The organism is Paenibacillus sp. LHD-38, from assembly GCF_031157315.1.
Lineage (GTDB): Bacteria > Bacillota > Bacilli > Paenibacillales > Paenibacillaceae > Pristimantibacillus.
In genome coordinates, this window is the sequence record NZ_JAVIFU010000006.1 from 47,623 (window position 1) to 71,392 (window position 23,770).

General features: G+C 37.8%; 16 protein-coding genes and 2 pseudogenes. 16 read left to right on the plus strand and 2 right to left on the minus strand.

What is annotated here, in order from left to right:
* Positions 1 to 145 precede the first annotated feature (145 nt).
* Positions 146 to 364 (minus strand): helix-turn-helix domain-containing protein, encoded by a 219-nt coding sequence (locus RCO25_RS06990; protein ID WP_308995421.1) that lies wholly within the window; start codon positions 362 to 364, stop codon positions 146 to 148.
* 135 nt (positions 365 to 499) lie between these two features.
* Between RCO25_RS06990 and RCO25_RS06995 the strand changes: the two genes are divergently transcribed.
* The 5 genes from RCO25_RS06995 (at position 500) to RCO25_RS07015 (ending at position 8,308) form a co-directional block, all read left to right on the plus strand.
* A complete protein-coding gene (locus RCO25_RS06995) occupies positions 500 to 1,330 on the plus strand; it encodes a TnsA endonuclease N-terminal domain-containing protein (protein ID WP_308995422.1) in 831 nt (276 codons plus the stop codon).
* Positions 1,331 to 3,526, plus strand: a complete 2,196-nt coding sequence (locus RCO25_RS07000; RefSeq protein ID WP_308995423.1) for a Mu transposase C-terminal domain-containing protein — start codon at positions 1,331 to 1,333, stop codon at positions 3,524 to 3,526.
* Positions 3,516 to 5,249, plus strand: coding sequence for an ATP-binding protein (locus tag RCO25_RS07005; protein WP_308995424.1), 1,734 nt, complete (start codon positions 3,516 to 3,518; stop codon positions 5,247 to 5,249). The genes RCO25_RS07000 and RCO25_RS07005 overlap by 11 nt, the downstream gene beginning before the upstream one ends.
* Before the next feature lie 12 nt (positions 5,250 to 5,261).
* Positions 5,262 to 7,121 carry a TnsD family Tn7-like transposition protein gene (locus RCO25_RS07010; protein WP_308995425.1) on the plus strand — a complete coding sequence of 620 codons (1,860 nt, stop codon included), beginning with the start codon at positions 5,262 to 5,264 and terminating at the stop codon, positions 7,119 to 7,121.
* Between the two features lie 257 nt (positions 7,122 to 7,378).
* A complete protein-coding gene (locus tag RCO25_RS07015; RefSeq protein WP_308995426.1) occupies positions 7,379 to 8,308 on the plus strand; it encodes a hypothetical protein in 930 nt (309 codons plus the stop codon).
* Positions 8,309 to 8,520: 212 nt separating this feature from the next.
* Here RCO25_RS07015 and RCO25_RS07020 read toward each other — a convergent pair whose 3' ends face one another.
* Entirely contained in the window at positions 8,521 to 8,895 is a 375-nt protein-coding gene (locus RCO25_RS07020) for a hypothetical protein (RefSeq protein ID WP_308995427.1), read from the minus strand.
* 93 nt (positions 8,896 to 8,988) lie between these two features.
* Here RCO25_RS07020 and RCO25_RS07025 point away from each other — a divergent pair, with 93 nt between their 5' ends.
* The 11 genes and pseudogenes from RCO25_RS07025 to RCO25_RS34785 all read left to right on the plus strand — a co-directional run.
* Positions 8,989 to 9,699, plus strand: coding sequence for an Ntn hydrolase family protein (locus tag RCO25_RS07025; protein ID WP_308995428.1), 711 nt, complete (start codon positions 8,989 to 8,991; stop codon positions 9,697 to 9,699).
* 189 nt (positions 9,700 to 9,888) lie between these two features.
* Positions 9,889 to 10,500, plus strand: a complete 612-nt coding sequence (locus RCO25_RS07030; protein ID WP_308995429.1) for a hypothetical protein — start codon at positions 9,889 to 9,891, stop codon at positions 10,498 to 10,500.
* A gap of 4 nt (positions 10,501 to 10,504) precedes the next feature.
* A complete protein-coding gene (locus RCO25_RS07035; protein WP_308995430.1) occupies positions 10,505 to 10,681 on the plus strand; it encodes a hypothetical protein in 177 nt (58 codons plus the stop codon).
* 1,970 nt (positions 10,682 to 12,651) lie between these two features.
* Positions 12,652 to 13,533, plus strand: coding sequence for a restriction endonuclease (locus tag RCO25_RS07040; protein ID WP_308995431.1), 882 nt, complete (start codon positions 12,652 to 12,654; stop codon positions 13,531 to 13,533).
* The gene (locus RCO25_RS07045; RefSeq protein ID WP_308995432.1) at positions 13,533 to 14,066 is read left to right on the plus strand and encodes a restriction endonuclease; all 534 of its coding nucleotides are present in this window, start codon (positions 13,533 to 13,535) and stop codon (positions 14,064 to 14,066) included. The genes RCO25_RS07040 and RCO25_RS07045 overlap by 1 nt, the downstream gene beginning before the upstream one ends.
* A gap of 89 nt (positions 14,067 to 14,155) precedes the next feature.
* Positions 14,156 to 14,852 (plus strand): annotated as a pseudogene (locus RCO25_RS07050) (IS256 family transposase); the annotation flags it as partial.
* Between the two features lie 983 nt (positions 14,853 to 15,835).
* On the plus strand, positions 15,836 to 16,894 hold the full coding sequence (locus RCO25_RS07055; RefSeq protein WP_308995433.1) for a Wadjet anti-phage system protein JetD domain-containing protein: 1,059 nt from the start codon (positions 15,836 to 15,838) through the stop codon (positions 16,892 to 16,894).
* A 1-nt stretch (position 16,895) separates the two neighbouring features.
* Positions 16,896 to 18,464 (plus strand): hypothetical protein, encoded by a 1,569-nt coding sequence (locus tag RCO25_RS07060; RefSeq protein ID WP_308995434.1) that lies wholly within the window; start codon positions 16,896 to 16,898, stop codon positions 18,462 to 18,464.
* Positions 18,445 to 19,188 (plus strand): DUF6063 family protein, encoded by a 744-nt coding sequence (locus RCO25_RS07065; protein WP_308995435.1) that lies wholly within the window; start codon positions 18,445 to 18,447, stop codon positions 19,186 to 19,188. The genes RCO25_RS07060 and RCO25_RS07065 overlap by 20 nt, the downstream gene beginning before the upstream one ends.
* 1 nt (position 19,189) lies before the next feature.
* Positions 19,190 to 23,566, plus strand: a complete 4,377-nt coding sequence (locus RCO25_RS07070; RefSeq protein ID WP_308995436.1) for a hypothetical protein — start codon at positions 19,190 to 19,192, stop codon at positions 23,564 to 23,566.
* Positions 23,567 to 23,666: 100 nt separating this feature from the next.
* Positions 23,667 to 23,732: pseudogene (locus RCO25_RS34785) on the plus strand (GMP synthase (glutamine-hydrolyzing)); the annotation flags it as partial.
* Positions 23,733 to 23,770: the final 38 nt, after the last annotated feature.

Consider the following 23,770-nt stretch of genomic DNA (forward strand, 5'->3'; position numbering starts at 1 on the left):
GAAAAAACAAATTTCAGGTTAAATAAAAATATTTATATATATTTTCGTTATAAATTTCAAATTATATTCCTGAAATCGTCAGTATACTTTAAAATTTTACCAGTGGCCTTTAAGATTACGCTTACCTATACTGGTGATGTAAAGGTTACTTGTACAATTTTCTTTCATCATTTTCTTCGTACAAACTATCCATTGTTACCTGAAGAACGTTGCATAACCGAGGAAGAAAATCGGGCTTGATTTTCCCATTTCCGTTTTCGAGTGTGCTTAAGTAATTGGCGGATACATCTAATAGCTCAGCCAATTGTTGCAAGGTATAGTCCTTGCGAATGCGAAAATATCGGAGATTGGTTCCAAATGACATAAGACTACTCCCTTCTAGATATGGTGTAGTATGCGCTGAAAGATCGTAAAAAATCACGAAACGGGTATAATAGTCTGATAATTTGCCTATAATTCATATTATTACACTATAAATTTTAACAGGTGGGGAAGCTAAGTGTCTAATGATATTTCAAGTTATGAAAATAAAATGAAAAAGGGACATGGTCAGGGGAAGGGAACTGAATATATTCCTTGGACAACTGTACGTGATTTTGCTTCGCACGGGCTTTCTGGCCGAGTAATGGGATGGAAGACAGGAAGAATCCATCACTTTCTATCTCAGCTTGAACGGTCGTATTTTTACATGCTAGAGTGGTCGGCAATGATCAAAGATATCAGGGAGAAATATCCCTTACCTCTTGAAAGAACTTTCGATTTGTCTGAAAGGTTAGGCATAAAGCATCCTGCTGATAAAAAGACAAAAGAACTCGCAGTGATGACGACAGATTTTGTGATAGATTTCGTACAAAACGGAGACATATGTATGATAGCGCGTTCGGTAATACCTTCAAATCAGCTTGGGGCAAAGCGTACCATCGAACGATTAGAATTAGAACGAATGTATTGGGTGGAGCGGGATATTGATTGGGGTATAGTTACGGAACGCGAGATTCCAAGTGGTATGGTGCAAAATATCGAGTGGGTGTACGCGTCACATGATATAGCGGGTTCTCCTTTTCAATTATCTCCTGAATTGCTTACGCAACTCGAACCCCAATTGTTCAATTCTGTTACTGACCCTTACGGGATACCTTTGGCAAAGGCAGCGTTGCAGATTGATCAAACCGTTGGATTGGAAGTTGGTAGTTCTTTATGGGCCGTTCAACATTACATTGCTACTAAATTGTGGGTAGTCGATATGACTGAGCGGATTGAACCATCAAAACCGTTATTTGTTCAGCGCGCCGAACATTTCGAATTATTAGGAAAGGAGCAAATCGTATAAATGATAACTATTGGTTCATTAATCGAATGGATTGATGAGGGATATATGGAGAGAGTGCTTTGGATCGACTCTCATAGTAATAATTGTTTTGTTATCCGCTTAAATGCGATCGGAGAAGAGCAAGTTCATTTCCCCGAGCTGAGACAGGTCATTCCAATCACGTCTGCTATTGCAGAAAACCTTGCTATTATTCGGACGGTTGACCCGTACATTAGGTTGAAACTGCCTGACCCGATTGAAGACACAGATTCCTATGAATCACGCGACAAAGCTTGGGAATTAATTAAAGATTTAATCCAGGATGAACCCGATATATATGATTGTAAATTGCGTTGGGCAATTATTTCAGAGAGAGTGAACTTGAAAATTGCCACGGGTAAAACGTATTACAAATATCTTCGCAGGTACTGGGCGTGGGGCATGACTCCCGACGCACTTTTTCCCGCCGATTTTCGAAAGGGCGGGCGCGGAAAACCCAAAAAAGACAATGGAATTAAAAGGGGACGGCCTTCCAGATTATCAAGAACTCTTGGAATTAGCACAGGAGTTAATCTTACGGAAGAGATATTAAGCACGTTCAAGACTGCAATAAAGCTTTTTTATCATAACCGAGAACGAAAGTCGCTTTCCAGAGCATTCGATGACATGATCGAAAAATGGTTTAATATCGGTTATGAAACAGATGTGGACGGAAATAGTTTTCCAATCTTACCTCCAAAAGAAGAATTACCTACTTTTTCTTCATTTAAAAGCTGGTATTACAAAAATTATAATACCCGTGAAAGAAATATCGCTAGGCAGGGAAAACGTTCATATAACCTAAGACATCGTGCAGTATTGGGAACATCGGAACAGATGGCATTTGGACCTGGGTCAATTTTTCAAATCGATGCCACCATTGCGGATGTTTATTTGGTCAATCGCTTTGATCGAACTCAAATAATAGGAAGACCTGTCATTTACATGATCGTTGATGCGTTCAGTAGATTAATCACTGGCATGTACGTCGGGTTAGAAGGACCGAGTTGGACAGGAGCACGAATGGCATTAGCTAATGCCTTTGAGAGTAAAGTCGACTTTTGCAAACAGTATAAGATTACTATAACGGAGGATCAATGGCCAAGCCACCATCTTCCAAAAGGGTTATTGGCAGATAACGGGGAGTTAAAGAGTAAAGCATCCGATAATGTGGTTGGTGGGCTTCGAATCCCGATTTTAACAACTGCTCCTTACCGCGCAGACTGGAAGGGGATTGTGGAGCAGCAATTCAACTTACTTAATGTTAATGCGATTAAGTGGCTGCCTGGAGCGATTAACAAAAGACATCGTGAACGCGGTGAACCTGATCATCGGCTGGACGGAAAACTTGATTTGTTCGAATTTACACAAATCATAATTCACACTGTTATGGAACACAACTTGGAGAAGTATATGGATTACTATACCATGAATGAATTTATGATCGGTGAACAGGTTCAACCGTATCCCCTTGATTTATGGAATTGGGGTATTCAAAACCGTAATGGTAGCCTTCGTACTTTTTCTTCTGATTTTGTGCGCTACAATTTAATGCCTAAAGATGAAGCGGTGGTTACAGAAAACGGAATCAGATTCGAAGGCATGACTTACTCTTGTAGTACAGCAATCAGAGAAGCTTGGTTCGAGACGGCTAGAGCGACAGGTTATTGGAAAGTTCCGATATCGTATGACTTCCGCAATATGGATGCTATCTATCTTTCAGCTGAAAACGGACAAGGATTTGAACGTTGCGATTTGAATGATCGATCCACTAGATATAAAGGGAAAAGGCTTGAAGAGGTAATGGATCTGCATGAATTGGAAAAGTTGAATAAGGATAAGTCAGGTACAAGATCGCAACAAGCTAAAGCTATGTACAAGGCGAGAAGAGCAGAAGTTGTCGAAAACGCCATCCAAAAGACGAATGGTCAATTGTCGGTCTCGGAAAAAAGCGATCATGCGAGGGTAAAAGGAATTAGAGACAATCGCAGATTGGCTAAAGAAGAGAATCGGGAAAAAGAAAAGTTCGATATCGGGAAAAAGGCGCTTCCTATAAATCCTGCTAATGTTATTGAAATGCCCCTTAAAGAGGTCGATTTAAATGAGGAAGCACAGCGACCACATTTGACGAAAAAACAATCATTTTTAAAATTATTGGGGGACCTTGATGATGAGTGATTTAAAAAAACAAATCCTAGACGAAGGAAGTTATGCGTTTGTTGGTAATAGGGTAACAGCCAGATATACTGAAGAATTTGACCCTATGCACCAACATAACGTTTATCTTGCCGCATTGCCTTCCATACTGAGTGATAGAGAAGCTGCGTATCAGCTTCGGTTGGAACCCGCTTATCTGGAATCAGAGAGGCAACTTTCAATAGAATACAGGCAACATGCGGTTCAGAGGCTTGTAAACGTCGTCCAACCGACAGCAAATCAATTGGAACTCCATCAACGCTTTTCAAGGGTCATTAGAAGTGGTTATGTAACTCGAAATCCCTTGTCAGCAGAATGGAACAAACAATTACGAAGCGCTTTTCCAAATTTGCTTTGGGATGAAGTCAATGAGTATACAAAACCTGTTATCTCTCCCTCGGCAACAGGTTTTTCAATTATAGGTACAAGTGGTGTGGGTAAAACAAAATCGGTGGAAAGAGTTCTAGCCTATTACCCGCAATTGATTGTTCATCATGAATACAATGGTAATGCATTTGATAGACACCAGCTTGTTTGGCTGAAGCTAGAGTGTCCTTATAACGGCTCTCTAAAAGCGTTAGTCCTTAACTTTTTTCAATCGGTAGACGTTGTAATGGGAACTGATTTTTATCGGAAGTTTCATAAGAGTCGCCGATCAGCGGATGAATTATTACCTGATATGGCGATTATTGCCTCTTCCTTAGGTCTGGGTGTCCTCGTCATCGATGAAATTCAGAGGCTTAGTTTAGCTCATAGCGGCGGTGCTGAAAAGATGCTTAACTTTTTTGTTAAATTAAACAATCAAATAGGAGTTCCCGTGGTTATCGTTGGCACGCATAAGGCCCAAAATATATTAACCAAAGAACTTGCTCAAATTCGAAGAGGATTGGGTCAAGGTGATATGATTTGGTCAAATCAAGAAAACGATGAACAATGGCAATTGTTTGTTAAAAAAATCTGGAAGTATCAATTCACCACCGTTGAAACACCACTTGATAATAAGCTTAAAGATGCCCTTTATGAGGAGTCACAAGGAATACTAGATATTGCTGTAAAACTTTACATGCTAACGCAATGGTCAGTTATTGGTCAATCGAATGAAAAAATCACGCCAGCCATTATTAAAGATATTGCAAGGGAATGCATGAAAAGCGCGCAACCTATCTTGAGTGCATTACGGAATGGTCGGACAGAGGATTTGATTAAATATGGTGATGTTATTCCCTTGAGCCAAGAGTATTTAGAGGACTACTTAAAGACTCAAAAAGAACGTGTAATTCTTGATGGTCGCCTTAATACACTTCAAAATCAGCAAAAGGCAGAAAAATGGGATCAGATCAATGTAGCAGACGAAGAGCTTTTAGTCATTCAAATTGCGATGGCACTGATCAATGCAGGAGTAGATGAAAACACAGCAAAAGATTGTGCTAAAAAATCACTCCAATTCAATGGGGCGAGTACTGACCTCAAAGTAGCAATGTGGGATGCCTTTGATTTGGCTAGAAAGGAAAGACAAAACGTTACGGCAGCTGCTAAATCGAAAAAATCACCATCAACAAAGAAAAACAGCAGTAAAACGATGCCTTACTCCGAACAAGATTTACGTCGAATTGTCGAACAAGGATATAAAGATGGTATTCCACCATATCAATCGCTGCATGAAGCGGGATACATTCATACTTCATTAGAATTCCATACAGCTTAGGAGAGTGACTTCATGATACACCAATTCGATCCTCATCCAGATGAGCTGCTATACAGCGTTCTTGCACGCTATCATATTATTAGCCGCAACATCAATATTGGTACAAAGGAAACCGTAAATGATGCATTTTCGAGCAAAACGGCTTCTGCGGTTGTGGATTTTCCTTCTCGATTATCGATGTTTCATTTAAATCTGCCCAAAGGAACAAAATACACACCAGAACGGATCATACGGGATTTGACGTTATTACCACTTTATGCGCCGTTTATGCCGATCGAAAGATTGGACAAAGCAATTCATAAGATGAAGGAAAACGGTGACGTTCACACAACCATAGGAGTTATGGCCAGTGCAATCCCTGTCTCACGTTATATGCGATATTGTTCATCTTGTTATAAAGAAGATGAAATGAATTTTGGACAATCGTATTGGCATCGTAGTCATCAAGTGCCAGGCGTTAATGCATGCGATAAACACCAAATCAGGCTATTGGATAGTAAGCTTCAAATAACCCAAAAAGAAAATAAACATGAGTTCGTTGATATTTCAAATGCGTCATGTTACGGATCAAAGGAAGTGGATTACGATCTCACAGAGCATGAACGATTTATTTCGAAATCGGTCGAATGGCTTCTTCATCATGAGGTGCCAATAATGGGTTTTGAAGCTATACAAAACAATTATCGCGTTTGTTTGCAAATGCAAGGATACGCGAACTTTAATGGGAAAGTTCGCATTGACAAGTTCTTAAGAAGTTTTGTCGGCTTTTATGGCCACGAGTTTTTAGATTCATTGCATTGTTCAATTGATCCCGCTGATTCGACGAATTGGCTGTTAAAATTGGTGAGAAAGCAGAGAGCTGTTACGCATCCGATAAGGCATCTGCTTCTGATGCGCTTTTTAGGACAAACTCCAGAAATGTTTTTCGCTGAGAAAAAGGAGTATAAACCTTTTGGAACAGGACCTTGGCCGTGCTTAAATGCCGCCACAGACCATTTTCACCAAGACGTTATTGAAGAAGTACAAATGAATAGGGACTTTAAGACGGGGCATCCTGTTGGTAATTTTTCATGTGCATGCGGTTTTTCATACGTCAGGAGAGGTCCAGATAGAACTGAGCTCAACAGATATAAAGTGGGGAATGTAATAAAATATGGACACACTTGGGAAAGTAAACTGAGATCACTAGCTAATCAAGAGGGAATGACTATCGCCAAAATGAGCTCAATTCTTGGTTGCGACAGAATTACAACAAAGAAATACAAAACAATCCTAATGCAGGAAGAAGAATCAGTCACTAAAGAGCCTGATAGTCACACAGGAATTGATGAAGAGAAAGCCGTTAGACGGGATAATTGGCTTGAAATCCAAAAACGTTTGCCAAGCGCAACGAGAAAGGAAATAAGAAAAATTGCTCCTGCAAACTTTATATGGCTTTATCGGCATGATCGTGAGTGGCTTTATCTTCATTCGCCAGTAATAACACCTAAACAAAAATATTCTGACACACGGGTAAATTGGTTGGAGCGGGACAGAGAGATTCTTGTTGCTGCCAAAGATGTGGTTGAACTAGAATTTTCGGGGAGAAAAAAACCTGAACGGTTATGCGTTAGTATGATTGGTAAGCGAACGGGTCGGTTAAGCATTTTGCAAAAACACCCTCATAAAGTCCCCGAAACGATGTCGTATATTACTACCGTAGTGGAGTCGATAGACGATTTCCAGGTTCGTAGAGTTAAATACGCTGCTCAACAACTAAGAAATGATAGTGAGCTTCTCATGGAGTGGAAAATTGTCAGGAAAGCGGGCTTGAGACCTGGATTTTCAATGAAGGTATACCAGCAAGTGTTGCGAGAGTGTGCAAGGCAATAATTATATGCATAAGAAGCAATGCGTTGTTATTATTTTCACTCAATAAAAACAAACTCATCATTTAAAGATGAGCTTGTTTTTTTTATTATTGCTCTTTCAAAATGATATAAATCTATACTTACACCTTCTCTGCATGTTGAATAGACGCTATGAAATTCGTTATTATTAGGTGAACGCAAATATTGATAAGTATCTAAAAACATATGGAACTATTGCTAGTGACTCATTTTAATATGGAGTTAGGTGGTTATTCATTTATGAGGTTATTATTAAACACTCTGAAATTGGTATATCATCCAATTACAAATCAAGAAGGTGATTGGTTATGGGAAGATAAAGAGGTGAAGGAATACGTTAAAAATAGTAAATTGTATATGATTGGCCATAGAGAAGAATTAAAGTTCAAGGATGCAATTTTTATTCATGAGGATAATGGAATTATTCAATTTCAATTAAGTACGAAGAGCGTTCAGAGTTCAACTATTCAAATATCTGTTGACAATTGCATACCCAAACTTAAACCTGGATTACCGATTTCCATTGAGATAGGAGAAAAGTTATTCAGAATAACGGAAAGTGAGTCCAATGATGTCTTGTTATGGCTTACCCCTGATAAATTCCTTTACCACTATTGGAGAAGCGATATCGGTATCAGAGTTATTGAAGGTGAATTTAATTTGCGAGAATTCACAAATTTTGAATTGTATTATGTGGGTATTTCGAAACAAAATGACAGCTTTTCGAGGCTTTTTGAAAAAGCACATCATGGCAGATTGAAGATCTTGACCAATGCGTTTTCTAAAAGTCCAGCAAGATTGTCGGATGAATTAGTAATCTTCTTGTTTGAAATTGATAAAATGAACATTAATATGTTTTCGACGTTAAAGGATATTAATGCATTTATGAGTTACCAAACTGAAGATGATATCGCTATTGTAGCTGATGCCGAAAAAGCGTTTATTAAATTACTTGAGACTCAGTATAACGAAGTGAGATATGAAAGCTATCCTCGTGGCACAGATGGCCTATTTAATGAAGGATTGGACAGATACGGTTATGTAATCGGTGAAGATATTACGTTTTATACGGACACAATAACGTTTAACGGGGCTAATGATTTTGCAGAGGCTTCGGATATGATTTTCATTGAGGGTGAAGTGGCGAAAGTAGTTAAACATATGGAATAGCGATTCTAATCTCAACCTTAGCACTTCAATTCCCGCTATTTATTGTCAACATAACCAAAATGACTTCGATTTGAATATGAAAAAACGATGGGATAGACCTATCGTTTTTTTTATAGTGGTCCTCTGTTAGTTATATGAATTCCACTATTAAATGATGTATCCGAAAATTATATCTGAGTAAGCTTGAGGAGCATTTCTGATTGTATACAAAACTATATATCTTGGTTCTTATTTGGTATTATTGTATTACTAATATGATTTCTTCGTTCGGCAATAGCTTCTTCAACCGTTTCTTGGATGTTTTTTCTTAACATCTCATCTAGATTTTTTATTTTAGTTTCTTTGGTTAATAAATCAATACCTCTATTTAACCCTAGATTACCTTCATCAATTAAATCGAAAAACGGCATACCCTGACCTAAATATTCAATGATGGCATTAATTACGAGTTCCTGTTTTGATTTTGCAAAAACTTGTTTGGCTATTGGGAATTTGTGTTGTATTAAATACAACAGCAGCTCTTCGTTATAAATTGTTTTTCTATTTTCTATGAGTTTGTCAATATACTGTTTTTCAGCGTCTAACAATTTTACCCCCTCCTTATCATCTTTCTTTCTACATTCGAGATTATTATCTTTTTCTTATTTGTATACTATAAAATATTATTTAGAGGAGTAACTATGACTGCATTAATTGGGTACTGTTTTAAAGATGGAGCATTTTTAGTTGCAGATACGCAACGGTTAATCGAAACAAAGTTTCCTGACGGAAACAGTACAATGGTATCTGCGAAGGCGTTGAAAATAAATAAATTAAATCAGAATATTGGAATTGCTAGTGCAGGCAACCCAAGCGATGAAGCTAGATTTCGATTACAAGTAAATATAAAACCTGAACATTCGAAAGAACAAATTTCAAATATGGTTGCGGAGTATTACGGTGAACTCTTAAAAACAAACAGAGATGCACATGCTAATCATATTTTATTTGGTGTTGATGAAGGTAAAGGTTTTATTCAACATTTTATTTGGGAAAATGAACAATATACAGTTAGGAATTATGAAGGTGAGCAGATTATTATTGCTGAAGGTGAAAATCCGAATCAATTTAAAGATTTAGCAGAAAGATGTTTGGTGTTAAGTTCCTTATCTCAGATTAAAGGATATCAGTTAGACTACTGGGCACAACTTGTTATGCATCATATTGTGAATCATACAGGTAAAAAAGAATATATTGAATTATACAAAGAAAATCCTGTTGCTTTCCCTATTGACTTATTAATTTTTAAGAATGGTGGAATATCTTATTATTCACGACGCTTTAAGTTAGACAATAAAATTGAAGAGAAATTAAAAACTAAAATCTCACCTAATATTTTCACAGTTCAATAAAATGACACCATGGAATTTATAAAGATGTATTGCTTCGTTATGACATGACAGGATGGAGTGGAAAATAGCCTTACCAATGAAGTACAAGTTGCAACTTGGCACCATATTCGTTTTATCAAGGGAAGATCGATGTTAATATTTCCAAAAGTTGATAATATCAATTACTTATTAAGGAGTTGCCCTTAGTTAATGAAAGCAATTTATAAAGGGAAAAATAATATTTCTTCTTTTACACATGGTACAGAGTATACCGTATTAGGAAAGTCCCAAGGACTTTATCGGATTATTGATAATTCTGGAGAAGATTATTTATATCTATTAGATAATGCTTACTGGGAAATACCTGATGATCAAAAAGGACTAGAAACGGAACTGATTACAGATAGTTTGTATTTAGACGACATAGTTGCACAAATATTAAACTCAACGTATAACAGGAATTTTATCGGAGACAATTATAATGAAGCCTTTCTAGCATTTAAGCAGGTATCAGCTTCTGGAGCAAACAATATATACTTGAAAGAGAAAATATTTATACCTGAAACCGAATATTTTATACCTGAAAAATCAACTATTACGGGTGTTGTAGTAATCGCACAAGGAAAAAAGATAGATGATATAAATAGATTAATGAAAACTTACAAGTTTAAAAACCCTGCTATTGAAGATTGGAAGAAGGTACGTGGAACAGTAATTGTAGAAAAAGGTTCTAAAAGAAAAAAAGCAGAAATACATTGGTATCAATGTAAAAATGTCGGGAAAGTTGAATTCAAAATAAAAAAATGGTATAGCGAGGAGTGATAAAATGAAAGCTAAGTTTTGTGGCTCAAGTGACGAATCAAGATTCATCCATGGTCACATATATGAAGTCCTTGATAAATCAGATGATTTGTATTATATAGTTGATGAAACGGGAGATAAATACTTATATTCCTTAAAAAACTTTTGTATCATGAATGATAATGAAAACAACAATAAATGAACTATTGTTAAGCCTTCGAATATTCTGAAATGCAAAATATCTAAATGTATATACTGAAACAAAATTATAGTACAGAGATAGAACTTTTCGAAATTATTAGTATTTGATTTTGATATTTTGGATTGTGAAATTGATTCTATCTTACAATAAATTAACACTTTTAGTATGAGAGAATATACATTTTATGAGGACGAAATAGATTGTAATTATAAAATTGCGGTTGGACGTTTGATGGATTACGGGACCTCACGACGAAGTACAAGTTGTAGCTTGGCACCATATGCATTGTATAGATGGAAGATCGATGTGGAACATTTCTCAAAGTTATGGCATTAGTAGTACATCTTTGCAAAAGCAACTTCAAAAGCAGGATTTACCGTTTCGTAAATAGTGTAAATTAAGGTAAGGTTATTTGATTCTTATAATTATTTATGAAGAACAAGACATTCCACTTCCCATTATTATTTAACACTTTATAATTCCACCACTTCCCACTTTTATTTAACCATTTTCAATGGGTGTTTCAAAAACTTCAGTTATAATGCGTAGTTTCACTTCCCAGTATTATTTGGCGTCATCAGATGTTTGTCCGGAGACATTAAAGTTTGTGTCTGGACATTATAGTTGGTGCCTTTACACTAAAGTTGGTGTTTTTACAAAAGAGTTGGTATCTGTAGGTTTATGAAACAGTAACTGTTGGGTAAAATGGAAATATGACTGTTTAGGATGACATCAACAAATATTATTTAATGGCTTCGCCCTTTGTTAACAGTGGGTGAAGCCATTAGTCGTTTTTAGGGATAATAGCGAGCTGCTCGCTATAGGCCGTTTTATGGAAACCGAAATGGTGGTAGTATTTTGTCTAAACGAGGTGTAGATGTCCATTTAAGTCCACAACTCCACACTTAAAGTCTGCCACTGATCACTTAAAGTTTACCACTAAGCCGACGAATTTCAGGTATCTCCCGCCTGATTTTCGCTCGGGTTTTCTTTCTTTGGAGCAGGGGAAAGGGCGTAGGGAATAGGGTAGATCCTAAGCCCAACAAGCCATTGCATCACCCTGTGATACCCTGACCCGATCCTCTGTTTCCTCAACCCTTTTCTCAGCCATCAGCCCAAAGGATAACGGCTTAAAGCCTTGATACATAAGGATTCTGCCTCATTAATGCAATGTCTTTTCCTCATTCTTTTCCCCGATCAATTAAAGTGATTGATGCCATTAATCAGCGGTTGTCCCAGGCATTTTCTCAGTCTCTTTTTCTGCTTTTTCCCTTCAACCCTGTGCCCTAAAACCCTGGTCTTCCCCCTGATTTCACGTCAAACTTATTTTGCCTTTTCGGCTCTGATTTTTCTCGATTTTTTGTGATTTGCTCGGTCATTTTGCGGGCTTCAGTGGCAAACTTATTTTGCTTCAGGGATTAGGGCGAAGGGGGGAGGAAGAGCTGGGAAGTCTTGTGGGACATGGGATTTGGGTGGTTGGAGGGGAATGGGAGGGAGGCGTAAACTATAATAGATGTTGACAATGGCTCCGGAAGACCCAGTTATCGATCAGAGTTCATTAACCAACTTCCGCAAACTGCGGCTGAAGGCCGGGGTCAGGCTCATTGATCGGGAGCAACACATTACATTGATGGCGCATCAAGAAGAAAATCGAACCTCTCATTATAGTTTGAACTAATGGGGAATGATAGCTTAAATTAAAAAACACGGCAGCCGGTCAAATGATCGCCGCCGTGTTTGTTTTGCAAATGGTAAGTTATATTTATAGTTCAACTGTGATAAAATGGAATTTGAGATGAAATCAATTATGAAAAGAATTGTGATTACTTCCTCACTACTTATAGGTGCAGTGCTTATCTTTATTGCGACAATACCCCTTTTCTTCGATATCCAATTTAGCGACGCTCCCAATTCTGATATATTAATATTAATTTGAATGAGACTAAATGATTAATGAGAGGTAAATGTTTATGAATATTTGTTATCTGATTACTGAAACTCCTACGGATACCATGATCATTAGATCACTTCTTCAAAAAAAAGGGATTAAAGTTACAGATCTTTACGATTATGATGTTGACCAGGATTCCATGTTGTCTCTAAAAGAAAAGATTCAAAAAGCTGATTTTGCAATAGCAGTATTAAATGAACCGTCGTCTGAGATGTTTTATGAATTGGGACTATGCGAAGGAATGGGGAAACCGATTTTAATATTATCCGAGAAAGATCAAAATCTACTTTATTTACGGATGTATCCTTATGTAAAGGTTAAATTGGCCAATCAAGATATATTAGATATGGCATTAACACAATTTATTAATTCTCAAAGTTCAATCAAACCTAAAAGTAAGAAAGAAAAGAAAAAGTACATTACTCAAAATCAAAGAGCGAAGCTTCAAATGCTATTAGAAAAGCTACCGCGCATAAGAGAAAATGGAACAGGATACGATTTTGAGCTCCTAGTAAATGAGGTATTTGATACTGCAGATTTTGGAGCAGTCAAGAATGATTATTCTAAAGGGGATAATGGAACTGATTTTGCAATCTGGAATGATCAATTAACAGCGATACTGGGCAATCCAATTCTTATTCAAGTGAAATATGGAAATGTTGTAGATAAAGAGATTCATTTTGTAGAAACACTTGCAAAGAATTTAATAAATACTTCTTCCAAAGCAGCGATACTTTTTTATTTAGATCGAAATAACAAGCGTTTGAATTTCAAAGGAAATATAGCACCATTGATATTAGCATGGGATTTTGAAGATTTCCTCAAAATGTTAATTAGAAATAGTTTTGAAGATATTATTATGAAACGTCGAAATCAACTCGCTCATGGAGTATCTAACTAATGGCTATTTATTCTAAAAAGAAAATTCTACAGCTATTAAAAGAATCCGACGAAGCTCCTAACTCAGATATAAAAGGAGATAAGTTAGAGGAACTAGTTAGATATCTTTTTGAAAAAGTCCCCAATGTGAGTTTTTTTGCAAAAAACATTATCGATTCGAACAGAGCTCAAGAGATAGACGTTGTATTTTGGAATTTGCCATTTTCAGCAATTCATTTTCTAGATACAGTTTTAATAACTGAATGTAAAAATACTGCTGAGCCAATTGGAAGTAATGATGTTGGATGGTTTGTTCGTAAACTTCAAGATAAAGCAGCCCAAACAGGTATAATAATATCACTAAATGGAATTACTGGTTCTGCTAATGGTGAACGCAATGCACATAGTGAAATAAGATCAGCAATTGTAAGAGATAGAATTGCAATCTTGTTAATAACAAGAGATGAAATCCTACAACTTAATAATACAAATGATCTTGCAGCAATACTTAAAAACAAGTATTTAAAACTAAAACTACAACAAACTGTTGTATAAGCCACCGAGAGCTAGATGATCAGGTGCTTGTTGCTGGCGTCCCTGTACGCCGCTGGTTAATTGTGCGCGGCGATGTCTCCTTGGTTCGTCCTAAGCAAGACGGTGCTATTGTCAACAAAGCAGCGTACATGGTCATTGGTATTGACCTGGACGGAAGCAAGGATGTATTGAGCATGTGGTTCGGTGAGAACGAGTCAGCGAAGTCCTGGCTCAGCGTGCTGAATGAGCTGAAAACCCGTGAGGTACAAGACATTCCCATCACCTGCGTCGACAACCTAACGGGCTTCTCGCAAGCCATTGCCGCCTGCTATCCGCAGGCCGAGATTTAGAAGTGTATGATTACCAAATCCGCAACTCGACACGCTACGTCTCCTACAAAGACTCGAAGAAGGTGACGGCGGATCTGAAGCCGATCAACAAGGCGACAACAGAAGACGCTGCTCTTGCAGAGATTGATCGATTTGAGGAAATATGGGGTACAAAGTATCCGCTTATTGTCAGTTCCTAACGTAATAACTGGGATGAGCTGGCAATCTTCTTCAAGTACCCACCTGAGATCCGGAAGCTAATTACACAACAAACATCATCGAAAGCTATCACCGTCAACTTCGCAAAGTAACGAAGGGCAAGAGCATCTTTCCTTCGGACGAAGCCCTACTCAAAATGCTCTACCACTCGACCATGGATGTCGTTCGCAAATGGACCGGTCGTGTTCAGAACTGGGGGCAAATGCTGCTCCAACTCTCCGTTTTCTTTCCGGATCGAGTCGGACAGCACCTACGCTAAAAGGCATATTCCCCCTCGGGGGAATTCCTTATAAATGAGTTTACACAAAATTATTGACAGACCCTTGGAAAGTGACTCAGCCAAGCGAAATTGAATTTTCAGTTAAAATGGGCCCAGCCAACCTTGGTTACCCGCCAACAAGACTAGAATGGATTATGGAAGAACTAAAGAAGCGTGGTGTTTACGTGGAGGGGTATACGTCTCTTATTCAGGCACGTGATAATAATATTGATTCTGAGCGATGGCTAGCTCGGTATAAAGGCTGGAAGACAGAACGTATTCATCACACCTTATCGGAGGATGAGAGGTAGTATCTATACTACTGTGAGTGGTTTGATGGAATTGTAGTCCGCAATTTAAGTCTGAATCTATCCCACAAACCCTGCTCTATACCAGTTAAATTTTTTCTATTTTCTGAATGAAACTAAAGTAGCTACTCCTGATTTTCGCTCGGCATTTTCTAGCTCTTTTCCCCAAGCATCTTGTATCTCAGGCTCTTCCTCGAAGTTTTCCCAAACCATCTATCTGCCTTTTGAAGAATGCCGCTCTACAGCTGTATTCTCAAGCCTTTCCGTAGTCTTTTTCCCGGCTGTGAAGAGCCTTTCAGTTGTTTCCTCGACTCATTTTCCCGATTTTTTAACAGATTCATATCTTCCTAGAATCAGTATTTCCCTCAGAGGAGAATGAGCATAGTGGCGAATGCTCATCTTACCTCGCCTTTACGGCGGGGTTATTTAAAATAAGCTGTCACTCCATGGAAGGCAAGGACTTGTAGTGTGATTTGTCGAAATATTACAGAATATGTTTTGTGAGAACATACCTTCAGTGACAGAGTGTCGTCATGTCGGTGTGATTTAATAAAGGCATATTTCAAATTATGGGTATTGTGAAGAAATCTAATTTATTTTGTGGATAAATACGTCAATGACTTTCCATTGGGCTATTAGCTCACACACAAACGCAACTAAAAAGGGTGATGGTTTTTGAAAGACCTGATAGCGCTATTTATCGAAACACATAAACCTAAAACAATCCGAGCAGATGATCTTGAAGTCTTTCTGGTACGTAATCATAAATTACGTTATGAAAGAGAAGGCGGATTTCCAGCTTTTGTTAAAACGATTGAAGATATCTGTAGTGATGGAGTAATATCCCCTGTTATCTCAAGAGGTAAGACAGGCACGAAACTATACAATGTTTACCGGAAAATTGAACAAGCAGCTGAGCCAGTGGAAGAAGCATATGTTCGAATGCTGCTCAATGAGTATCATCCTAAAATGGCGTTATCGTCCTACGCAAAAGATTATGAACTTTTCATCATAGATAAACCGTATCTGGATGAAATTAATAAGTTCCTAAAAACTGGGGATACGGAAGTTATTTCGATTAACGAACGATCTTTCGAACTTTTTTATGATGAAAAGTGGTTAGACCAAAACAGGGGAGCCCTCCAACGAATCAGTATAACTTTAGATGATTTATGCTGTTATCCTACTTATGAGCCTTTTTTTGAATACCGTCGTACCTGTAATAGTAAATCATCTTACCACATTCTGATTGTAGAAAATAAAGATACTTATTACACACTCAAACGGCTCTTTATCGAAGGAATCTACACATTTGGAGAGATTCCCTTCTCCATGCTGATTTATGGGGAGGGGGATAAGATTCTAAGGAGCTTCTCTTATATTAACGAGATCGAAGAGCTGAGAGATATTAATTATCAGGTTCACTACTTCGGGGATATTGATCCTAAGGGGATGAGTATTTTTTCTTCTCTACAGAAAACCGTAGATGTTCAACCTTTTTTCTTATTCTATTTTGCATTGTTAAGCAAATATGAACATAGGGTGCCGCCTCGACGTAAAAAGGAACAGGCAAAAACTAAACCATTATCCTATGCGACCTTCCTTGAATGTTTCAACGAATCCATAAGGACAAGTATTATCTCGATTGTGGAACAATGCAATGGATATCTTCCTCAAGAAGGATTGAATCGTAAAGATTTTATAAAGCTAAGCCATTCCGAAGGAGACTTATAGCATGGATAGTTACGACAATATTTTCGTTGGTTTCCGGGAACGTATGAAGAACTTAGGGGTGTTTTCACCAATTCTTTATATGAAAGATAAGATTCGTTTTCGTGAACTGCCTCTTGTATCGCTGGCGATTGCTGTCATGCTCTACACTTTGGAAAATATGCTGATGAATCGGCCTACCACTACTGATGGTATTCACAGATTCCTAAAAACTACTTTATGGGAACGGTGTGACATCCAATTGAATAACGAGGAAATCGAGGAACTACGGGATGTCCTTGTCGATGAATTCCTCCGAAACTTTGGTCGCAATCATGAATTTGAGTATTTCGATTTGGAACAGAAGAGTAAGGAAATAATATCATTCCGGTTATTTGAGTACGATGAGGACATGAACCTAGACATGCTTCAAGAGCGGAAAATTAGTCTCCGTTTATCAACCGAGGGTATTGAAATGCTCTTTAAAACGAAAGAAATGTATGGTGAGCTTCAAATCTCAATTGCTCAACTATATTTCAAACAGCAAATGCAAAAGGGACTGTTCCATGAAGCGCTAAATGCAATTAACGATATTACAATAGCAATTAAGAAAGAGCGCTTCGCTCTTCGCGACTTACAGGGTGAAATTGTTAAGGATGCCATTTCGGTTTCAAAAAAAGAATTACTGAAAAAACAGCTTGAGAGTGTTCACGACAAATTAACTCGGGAACGAGAAGTTTTCAATAGCTTGAAAAATCTAGTGGATGAAAAAATCCATAGTTACCATATGGGCGAACTTACAGCGAAGGAAATTAAGGGTATTGAGCTTGTGATGCAAATTCAGCGGAAATTGGCGAGTGTAATCGCAGTGCATGAATCGTTGTTTACTGATAAACAAAAGCTGCAGATGGTCATGACTCACTCCATGGAATCGCTAATTCTCAATGCCTTTTCTGTAAAACTAAATTTCGAACGCGAAATTTTGAGTGAAATTTCCGCAAGGCCCATAGATTTAGAGACATTAAAAATCATTTTAAATCCCTTATTACCTTTCCGGAGAAAGCCTATTTTCAATCCTCTTGAAGTATTTCAACCGCAGCGGCGCATTATTCGCAAGCAAGAGCAAGATGTAGAAGTGCATGAAGTCAGTGAAGAGGAAATGTTAATTATTGAAAAAGCTGAAGAGATGCAACGAGTACAAATGGAAGCCAAAGTGGTAGAATACCTTCGTATTTTAGGTGAGCCGATACTTACCAACAGTAGTGTTACAATTTCCGATATCCTTTCAAATATAAAAAATGAGAATTTTGACTTGTATCAGGAACTTACAAACACGATGCATTTTTACTCCTTCCTTGTTGATCTGCATCAAAGCGACTATACGTCATTCCAACGAATTGAACATGAGGTTATTCCTCATTTACCAGTGATTCCTAGATGCTTAGCCCGTGCTGTAGAGGCATATCCGGAGCTTGAAGCCATAGGATACTTTTCTTTCGAGCCGAATGGGAGTGTCATTACTCTTCCGAACGGCTTTGTTCTTTCTGATTTTGCAATACGAAAGGGGAATTTATATGGGAACACTCAAGGATGAATTTGCGGATGCATTCTCCGTCTTTATTGCACTGCAAAAAGAAGGACGTATTACCAAAGATAATGAGGAGATCTACGGTACTTTTAAGCGCGCTGAGATACAAGAAATGATCCGTGATGTTATTGAACCGAATGCACAAGTGAAAATATTTGAGTATGAAGATAGCGGTATTATATATATGGTTCCTACTTTGGAAAATCGAGTACTCTCTTACACGAACGAAGAACTGCGTAAGGAAATGGGACTGAAGAATAATGAGCATCTCTATTTGGCGTATTTCTGTATGCTGGTTTTATTGTCAAAATTCTTTAATAGTATGGACCAGACAGTATCTACACGACAATACGTGCGAATTGAGGAAATATTAGAGACAGTGGGCAAGAGTATGGATTATTTTAAGTCACTGGATGAGGATGACTTAACCTCCATTGCAGAGGATCTTGAACTGGATCTAAAAGGAATTATTAAATCATGGGATTCTGTGCCTGAGTTTAATGAAACGGTTAAAAATCTAAAGAAATCAAAGTACGATAAGCACCATTTTGGATTTTTAAATAAAGTGCTGGTTTTTTTAGAAAAGGAAGAACTTGCCGTTATCATGGAAGGTAAAGAGGTAAGAATTACAGAAAAGCTTAATCATGTTGTTATTAAATATTATTTTAATACTGGACGAAAAGAACGAATTATGCGCTTTATTACAAATTCACAAAAGGGGAGAGGTTGAAATGCCAGTCATAACTCGAATTCGTACGGTCGGCCTGAAGTTTGATGAAGGGAAGAAGATTATTCCCGATAATATTTGGGAGCCGCGAGGTAAGAATACAATTTTTTTGCTTGAGAATGGCGGCGGTAAGACAAGCATCATCCAGACCTTAATGCAAACAGTGCTACCCAATTCGAGTCTCGCTGGGCGAAATATAAAGGATACCTATGCCAAAAAGTCATATGGACATATTGCGGTAGAGTGGTTACTAGACGGAGAGAAAGAAAAGTATTTATTGACTGGTTTTTGCTTTAAGAATGCAGAGACGGATAAAGACAAGCTTGATTATTTCAATTATCTTTTTACTTACGAGAAAGACTCTGAAGTCAATATTGCTACGTTACCTTTTACTACGGATAAGATGGTGACAAGATATACGGAGTTCAGAAAATACTTACTCAGTTTAGATTATCCCTACGTTGAAATCCCAGATTCTAATAAAAAGTATAAGGAAAACCTAATGTTATACGGTATACTCCCGGAAGAATGGGAAAGCATCCGAAAGATTAACGGTGATGAAGGTGGGGTAGAAGGCTTTTTTCAAAAAGCGAAGACAACGGAAACGTTGATCACGAAGTTGCTGGTACCTACCATGGAAAATACTATCTTTCAAACTGAGGAGGATAAAAAGGAAATAATTGAGGCCTTCAAGGGATATAAAGAAAACCTTCTAATCATTCCAGAATATCAGAGTGATATTGAAGACTTTAAAATGATTAAATCTTTGGCTGAAATGGTCGTCTCGAGCGTTCAGGAGCTAGAGAATAAGAGGCAAATACATAATTCAGAACTGGTGAAAATTGAACGTCTTCGCTCTACGTTACAGATGCACCAGGTAAAATCTACAGAAGCCTTGCGGAGGATGGAGGATGAGAAAAAGAGGATTTCTCAAGAGTTTCAGGATTGGAACTGGAAAAAGGATAGTATTAACATTCAAACAAAGCGAGGTGAAATGCAGGAGCTTCAACTAGAAGCAGAACGGTATGAGGAGGAGATTAAATCCCACCGTCAACAGTTGATTGTACTTGAGCAAAAAGAAAAAGAACTTCAATCGTTTATGCATTATGCGTTGTATGACAAGGAGAACCAAGCTGTCATCTCCTACACTCAAGAGCTAGAAATGATGAAAAAAACCCAGCCAGAGTTAGAGGAGACCGTTCGAAATAAGACTGAAGAACTGCAGGATGTCTGGTCAGCAATTCTTCATCAGAAGATGAAAGCAAGAGATGAAGTCTCTGAAAAAATTGGAGATATTAAAATTAAATATGATAAAACAATTGCTGAGCTTAATAGATGTCAGAATGACAAGGGTGAGCTTCAAAATGAAATAGGTTCTCTCAATGAGTACGTACGAAACTATGAGAGTGAGTTGGAACGGACGAAACATATTTGTGATTCGGGCGCTCTTGATAGCCCCCCAATGTTGTTAGAAAACTTTGTTCAGAGATTGGGAGAAATCCAGGCTCAAATTCAAGAATGTTCAGATCATCTTCAAACATATGAGGAAGAACTCTCCACGTGTCACTCTAAGGAGAAGGAACTTAGCTTAGAGGAATCAATAATTCACACTGAGCGCAATGATAATCAAACAGCAACACAGGAATATGAGAACAAGTATGCCATACTTGCAGATACCCTAACCAAGCAGGGGAAAATGGTTTTTGATTTGTTTGCCGAAAAAGACGAAGATCTTGCTTGGCTCGATAAAGAGATTAGTACAAGGGGTTACCAACGGGATGAGCTTAAAGTTGGGATAGAGGAGCTTCGTAGAAAGATTAGACATCTCACTGAGAATGAATACTTTGTTCCCCATCATACTCTTCTTGAGATTAAGAACCGACTATATCGAGGAGGTACGCTTGTTACGCTCGGAAGCGAGTGGTTAGCTGACCAAAACGTTGATGAGGAAACTAAGGAACAATATTTGCAAAATCATCCGCTGCTCCCTTATTCATTTTTAATAGAGGAGGCTCAGACAGCAACGATTGTTCGTGAAATGCAAAGAATTAAGAACAACCGCGAAATGTTTGAAATTCCAGTAATATTTCAACTTAAAAATAAACTGTCTGTGAATACATCTCATGAAGAAGTTATCCTTGCATCTTTCCAAGACGGCCTTATGGCCTTTCAGGCATTGGATGGAAAGCTGTTTACTTCCCGAGAGAAAATCGAATCTATGATTAGGGAGTTAAAACAGGAGCTTAACCGTAAGGAAGAGAGACTTAAACAAGATCAACACGAATTATTTTTCCTTGATGATACGTTTCGAACTGCAAAAGATTTTTTTAAAACCTATGACGCCTTTTCTGCAAGGAGATTTGCTCAATGTGAATCTGAGCTAACAGACAGACTGAATTCCATCGCGTACGAACTTTCAGCTAATACAGAAAGTATAGCTGCTCTACGGAAAGCACAGACTTCTATACAAAACAAAAGAGAAGAATACAGGCAAGAACAACAAAAAGTACATTTCAAAACAGAACATCTAAAAAATTTCATTGATAAATACCCAGAACCGGATGTTAATTTTAAAATATCGACCCTTAAGGCAACGAAGTTTGCGCTTGAAGCCATCACCACAAAAATAAATGAAATTGAAGTTGAATTAGATGGACTTCGTGAGGAAAATTTGCAGCAGTTAGTTCTAATGCAAGAGAAGGAACGAACTCTTGATGAGCATCTTAAAATTGGAAAGGAATATCAGTTAGATCAAGAGTACAGTTTTGAAAGCGATTATTCAGAAGAAGAATTTCAAGAGATTCGAATTATCTTGGATAAGGCACGAAAAGAACTGAACGAAAAGAATGCGGGGTATGAGACTAAGCAAGAGCTTCTATTGAAGTGCATTGAAAACAGGGATAAGGCCAAAAGTGTAATAGAAGATACAGGGCTTGAGTTTACTTGGGTACAACTGAATTACCGAGCAGTTTATCAGAGTGAAAGGGTAGAGCTCAAAAAGAAAACAAATGATAAAAGAGATGTCGTTAGATCTCTTGAAGAATCTTTTAATGATAAAAAGATAGAAGTTGCTAAAGCAGAAGGAACCGTTAATAACATGATTTCTACACTCGGTAACGACTTTGGTAAGGCTCCTTATGGTGATGGAGAAGGGGAGTTACCCTTGACTATCCATGAGATTCAAGAAGCAATAAAGAAAAACCGAGAAAATAATAAAGCGAACGAAGAATGCTTAGAAGCGGAAAACAATGTTATGAAGGATATTCATTCTGCACTCGATCGCTATCAAGCACAGCGAGAATTACCAACTGGTAATATTTCAAGGCCAATATTTAACGAACAAGAATGGAAGACATTTGGAGATACTCGTGTTGAGGCTATAACTGTTGTATCTAGCGCATATTTGAATTCCAAGAATAGCTTGAATTCACAGCGAAACGCTGTGACAAAGGCATGTGAATCCTACGTGAAAACACTACTTGAGACTAACAATTCTAAGGTAAGCCGATTTGCGACCGAGTTTAATTCTGTTGTCATATTGCAAGAGAAGCTATTTGATTATTACTACATTATCGAAGCGTTTGTGAAGGTGTTTGATGCTCTAGACGCGATGGAAAATGACTTACAGAGTAAGCTAACTGAGTTGAGAAAAGATAAAGATAATCTTGTGGATATTGCGCACCGTCGTGCCGTTATTATTCATGAAAATATTTGTGAAGTTTCAAAGCACTCGAAAGTAGATCTATTTGGGAATACGATACAGATGGTGAAAATCAAGTGGGATGCTAATCCGAAGGAAGTATCTCTACATAATACTAACTTGTTTGTGGAGAAGATCATTTATGAACTCAAAAGACTGAAAGGTGAGGGAAAAACCGATGATGAAGTAAATGTATACCTTGAGCAGCAAATGAATAGCATGAATCTCCTTAAGAACATTTCACCTTTGGAGAATTGTTACATTGAAATTTTTAAACCGCGAAAGAAAACACTTCTTGAATTAGGTGTTGAATATTTCTCGTGGGATGAGGCAGCCTCTTGGTCAGGCGGGGAACGATACACCTCCTATATGATTATGTTTATGATAATTGTGACACACATCCGTAAGAAACTACACGGCAAAGAAAGTGTCTGGATAACAATTGTTGCTGACAATCCATTCGGAGCTGCATCATCTGAACACGTAGTCCGACCGATCATTGAGCTTGCACTGAAAAACAAGATTCAGTTATTCTGCCTTACTGCAATTCGTGAAGAAGAAATACGAAGTCACTTTGAGGCTGTTATTAGCAATCGATATTATAACCGTGGAGGAGTAGAAATCTTGAAATCTGAATCGGAATACATGGAGCTCAATAACATTTATGCTATTAAGAATTAATTATCGTCAGGAATCCAGGAAGTTTCCAGCAACGATGACGTACATCGGAGCTTCCGATGTGATGCCGTAAACGTTTGTCAATTCCACTGTCGATTCACCGACTGGAATGCCCCGCGTCGTCTACGACATCACGAGCAAGCCGCCGGCGACGATCGAATGGGAGTAATGAAAGAAACTCCGAAAACCCACTATATTCAAGGGTTT

Coding starts and splice junctions, on each gene's coding strand:
- RCO25_RS07030 (WP_308995429.1), top strand. CDS start 9,889: ATGAAAGCAATTTATAAAGGGAAAAATAATATTTCTTCTTTTACACAT.
- RCO25_RS06990 (WP_308995421.1), bottom strand. CDS start 364: ATGTCATTTGGAACCAATCTCCGATATTTTCGCATTCGCAAGGACTAT.
- RCO25_RS07005 (WP_308995424.1), top strand. CDS start 3,516: ATGATGAGTGATTTAAAAAAACAAATCCTAGACGAAGGAAGTTATGCG.
- RCO25_RS07040 (WP_308995431.1), top strand. CDS start 12,652: ATGAATATTTGTTATCTGATTACTGAAACTCCTACGGATACCATGATC.
- RCO25_RS07070 (WP_308995436.1), top strand. CDS start 19,190: ATGCCAGTCATAACTCGAATTCGTACGGTCGGCCTGAAGTTTGATGAA.
- RCO25_RS07000 (WP_308995423.1), top strand. CDS start 1,331: ATGATAACTATTGGTTCATTAATCGAATGGATTGATGAGGGATATATG.
- RCO25_RS07010 (WP_308995425.1), top strand. CDS start 5,262: ATGATACACCAATTCGATCCTCATCCAGATGAGCTGCTATACAGCGTT.
- RCO25_RS07060 (WP_308995434.1), top strand. CDS start 16,896: ATGGATAGTTACGACAATATTTTCGTTGGTTTCCGGGAACGTATGAAG.
- RCO25_RS07065 (WP_308995435.1), top strand. CDS start 18,445: ATGGGAACACTCAAGGATGAATTTGCGGATGCATTCTCCGTCTTTATT.
- RCO25_RS07035 (WP_308995430.1), top strand. CDS start 10,505: ATGAAAGCTAAGTTTTGTGGCTCAAGTGACGAATCAAGATTCATCCAT.
- RCO25_RS07025 (WP_308995428.1), top strand. CDS start 8,989: ATGACTGCATTAATTGGGTACTGTTTTAAAGATGGAGCATTTTTAGTT.
- RCO25_RS07015 (WP_308995426.1), top strand. CDS start 7,379: ATGAGGTTATTATTAAACACTCTGAAATTGGTATATCATCCAATTACA.
- RCO25_RS07045 (WP_308995432.1), top strand. CDS start 13,533: ATGGCTATTTATTCTAAAAAGAAAATTCTACAGCTATTAAAAGAATCC.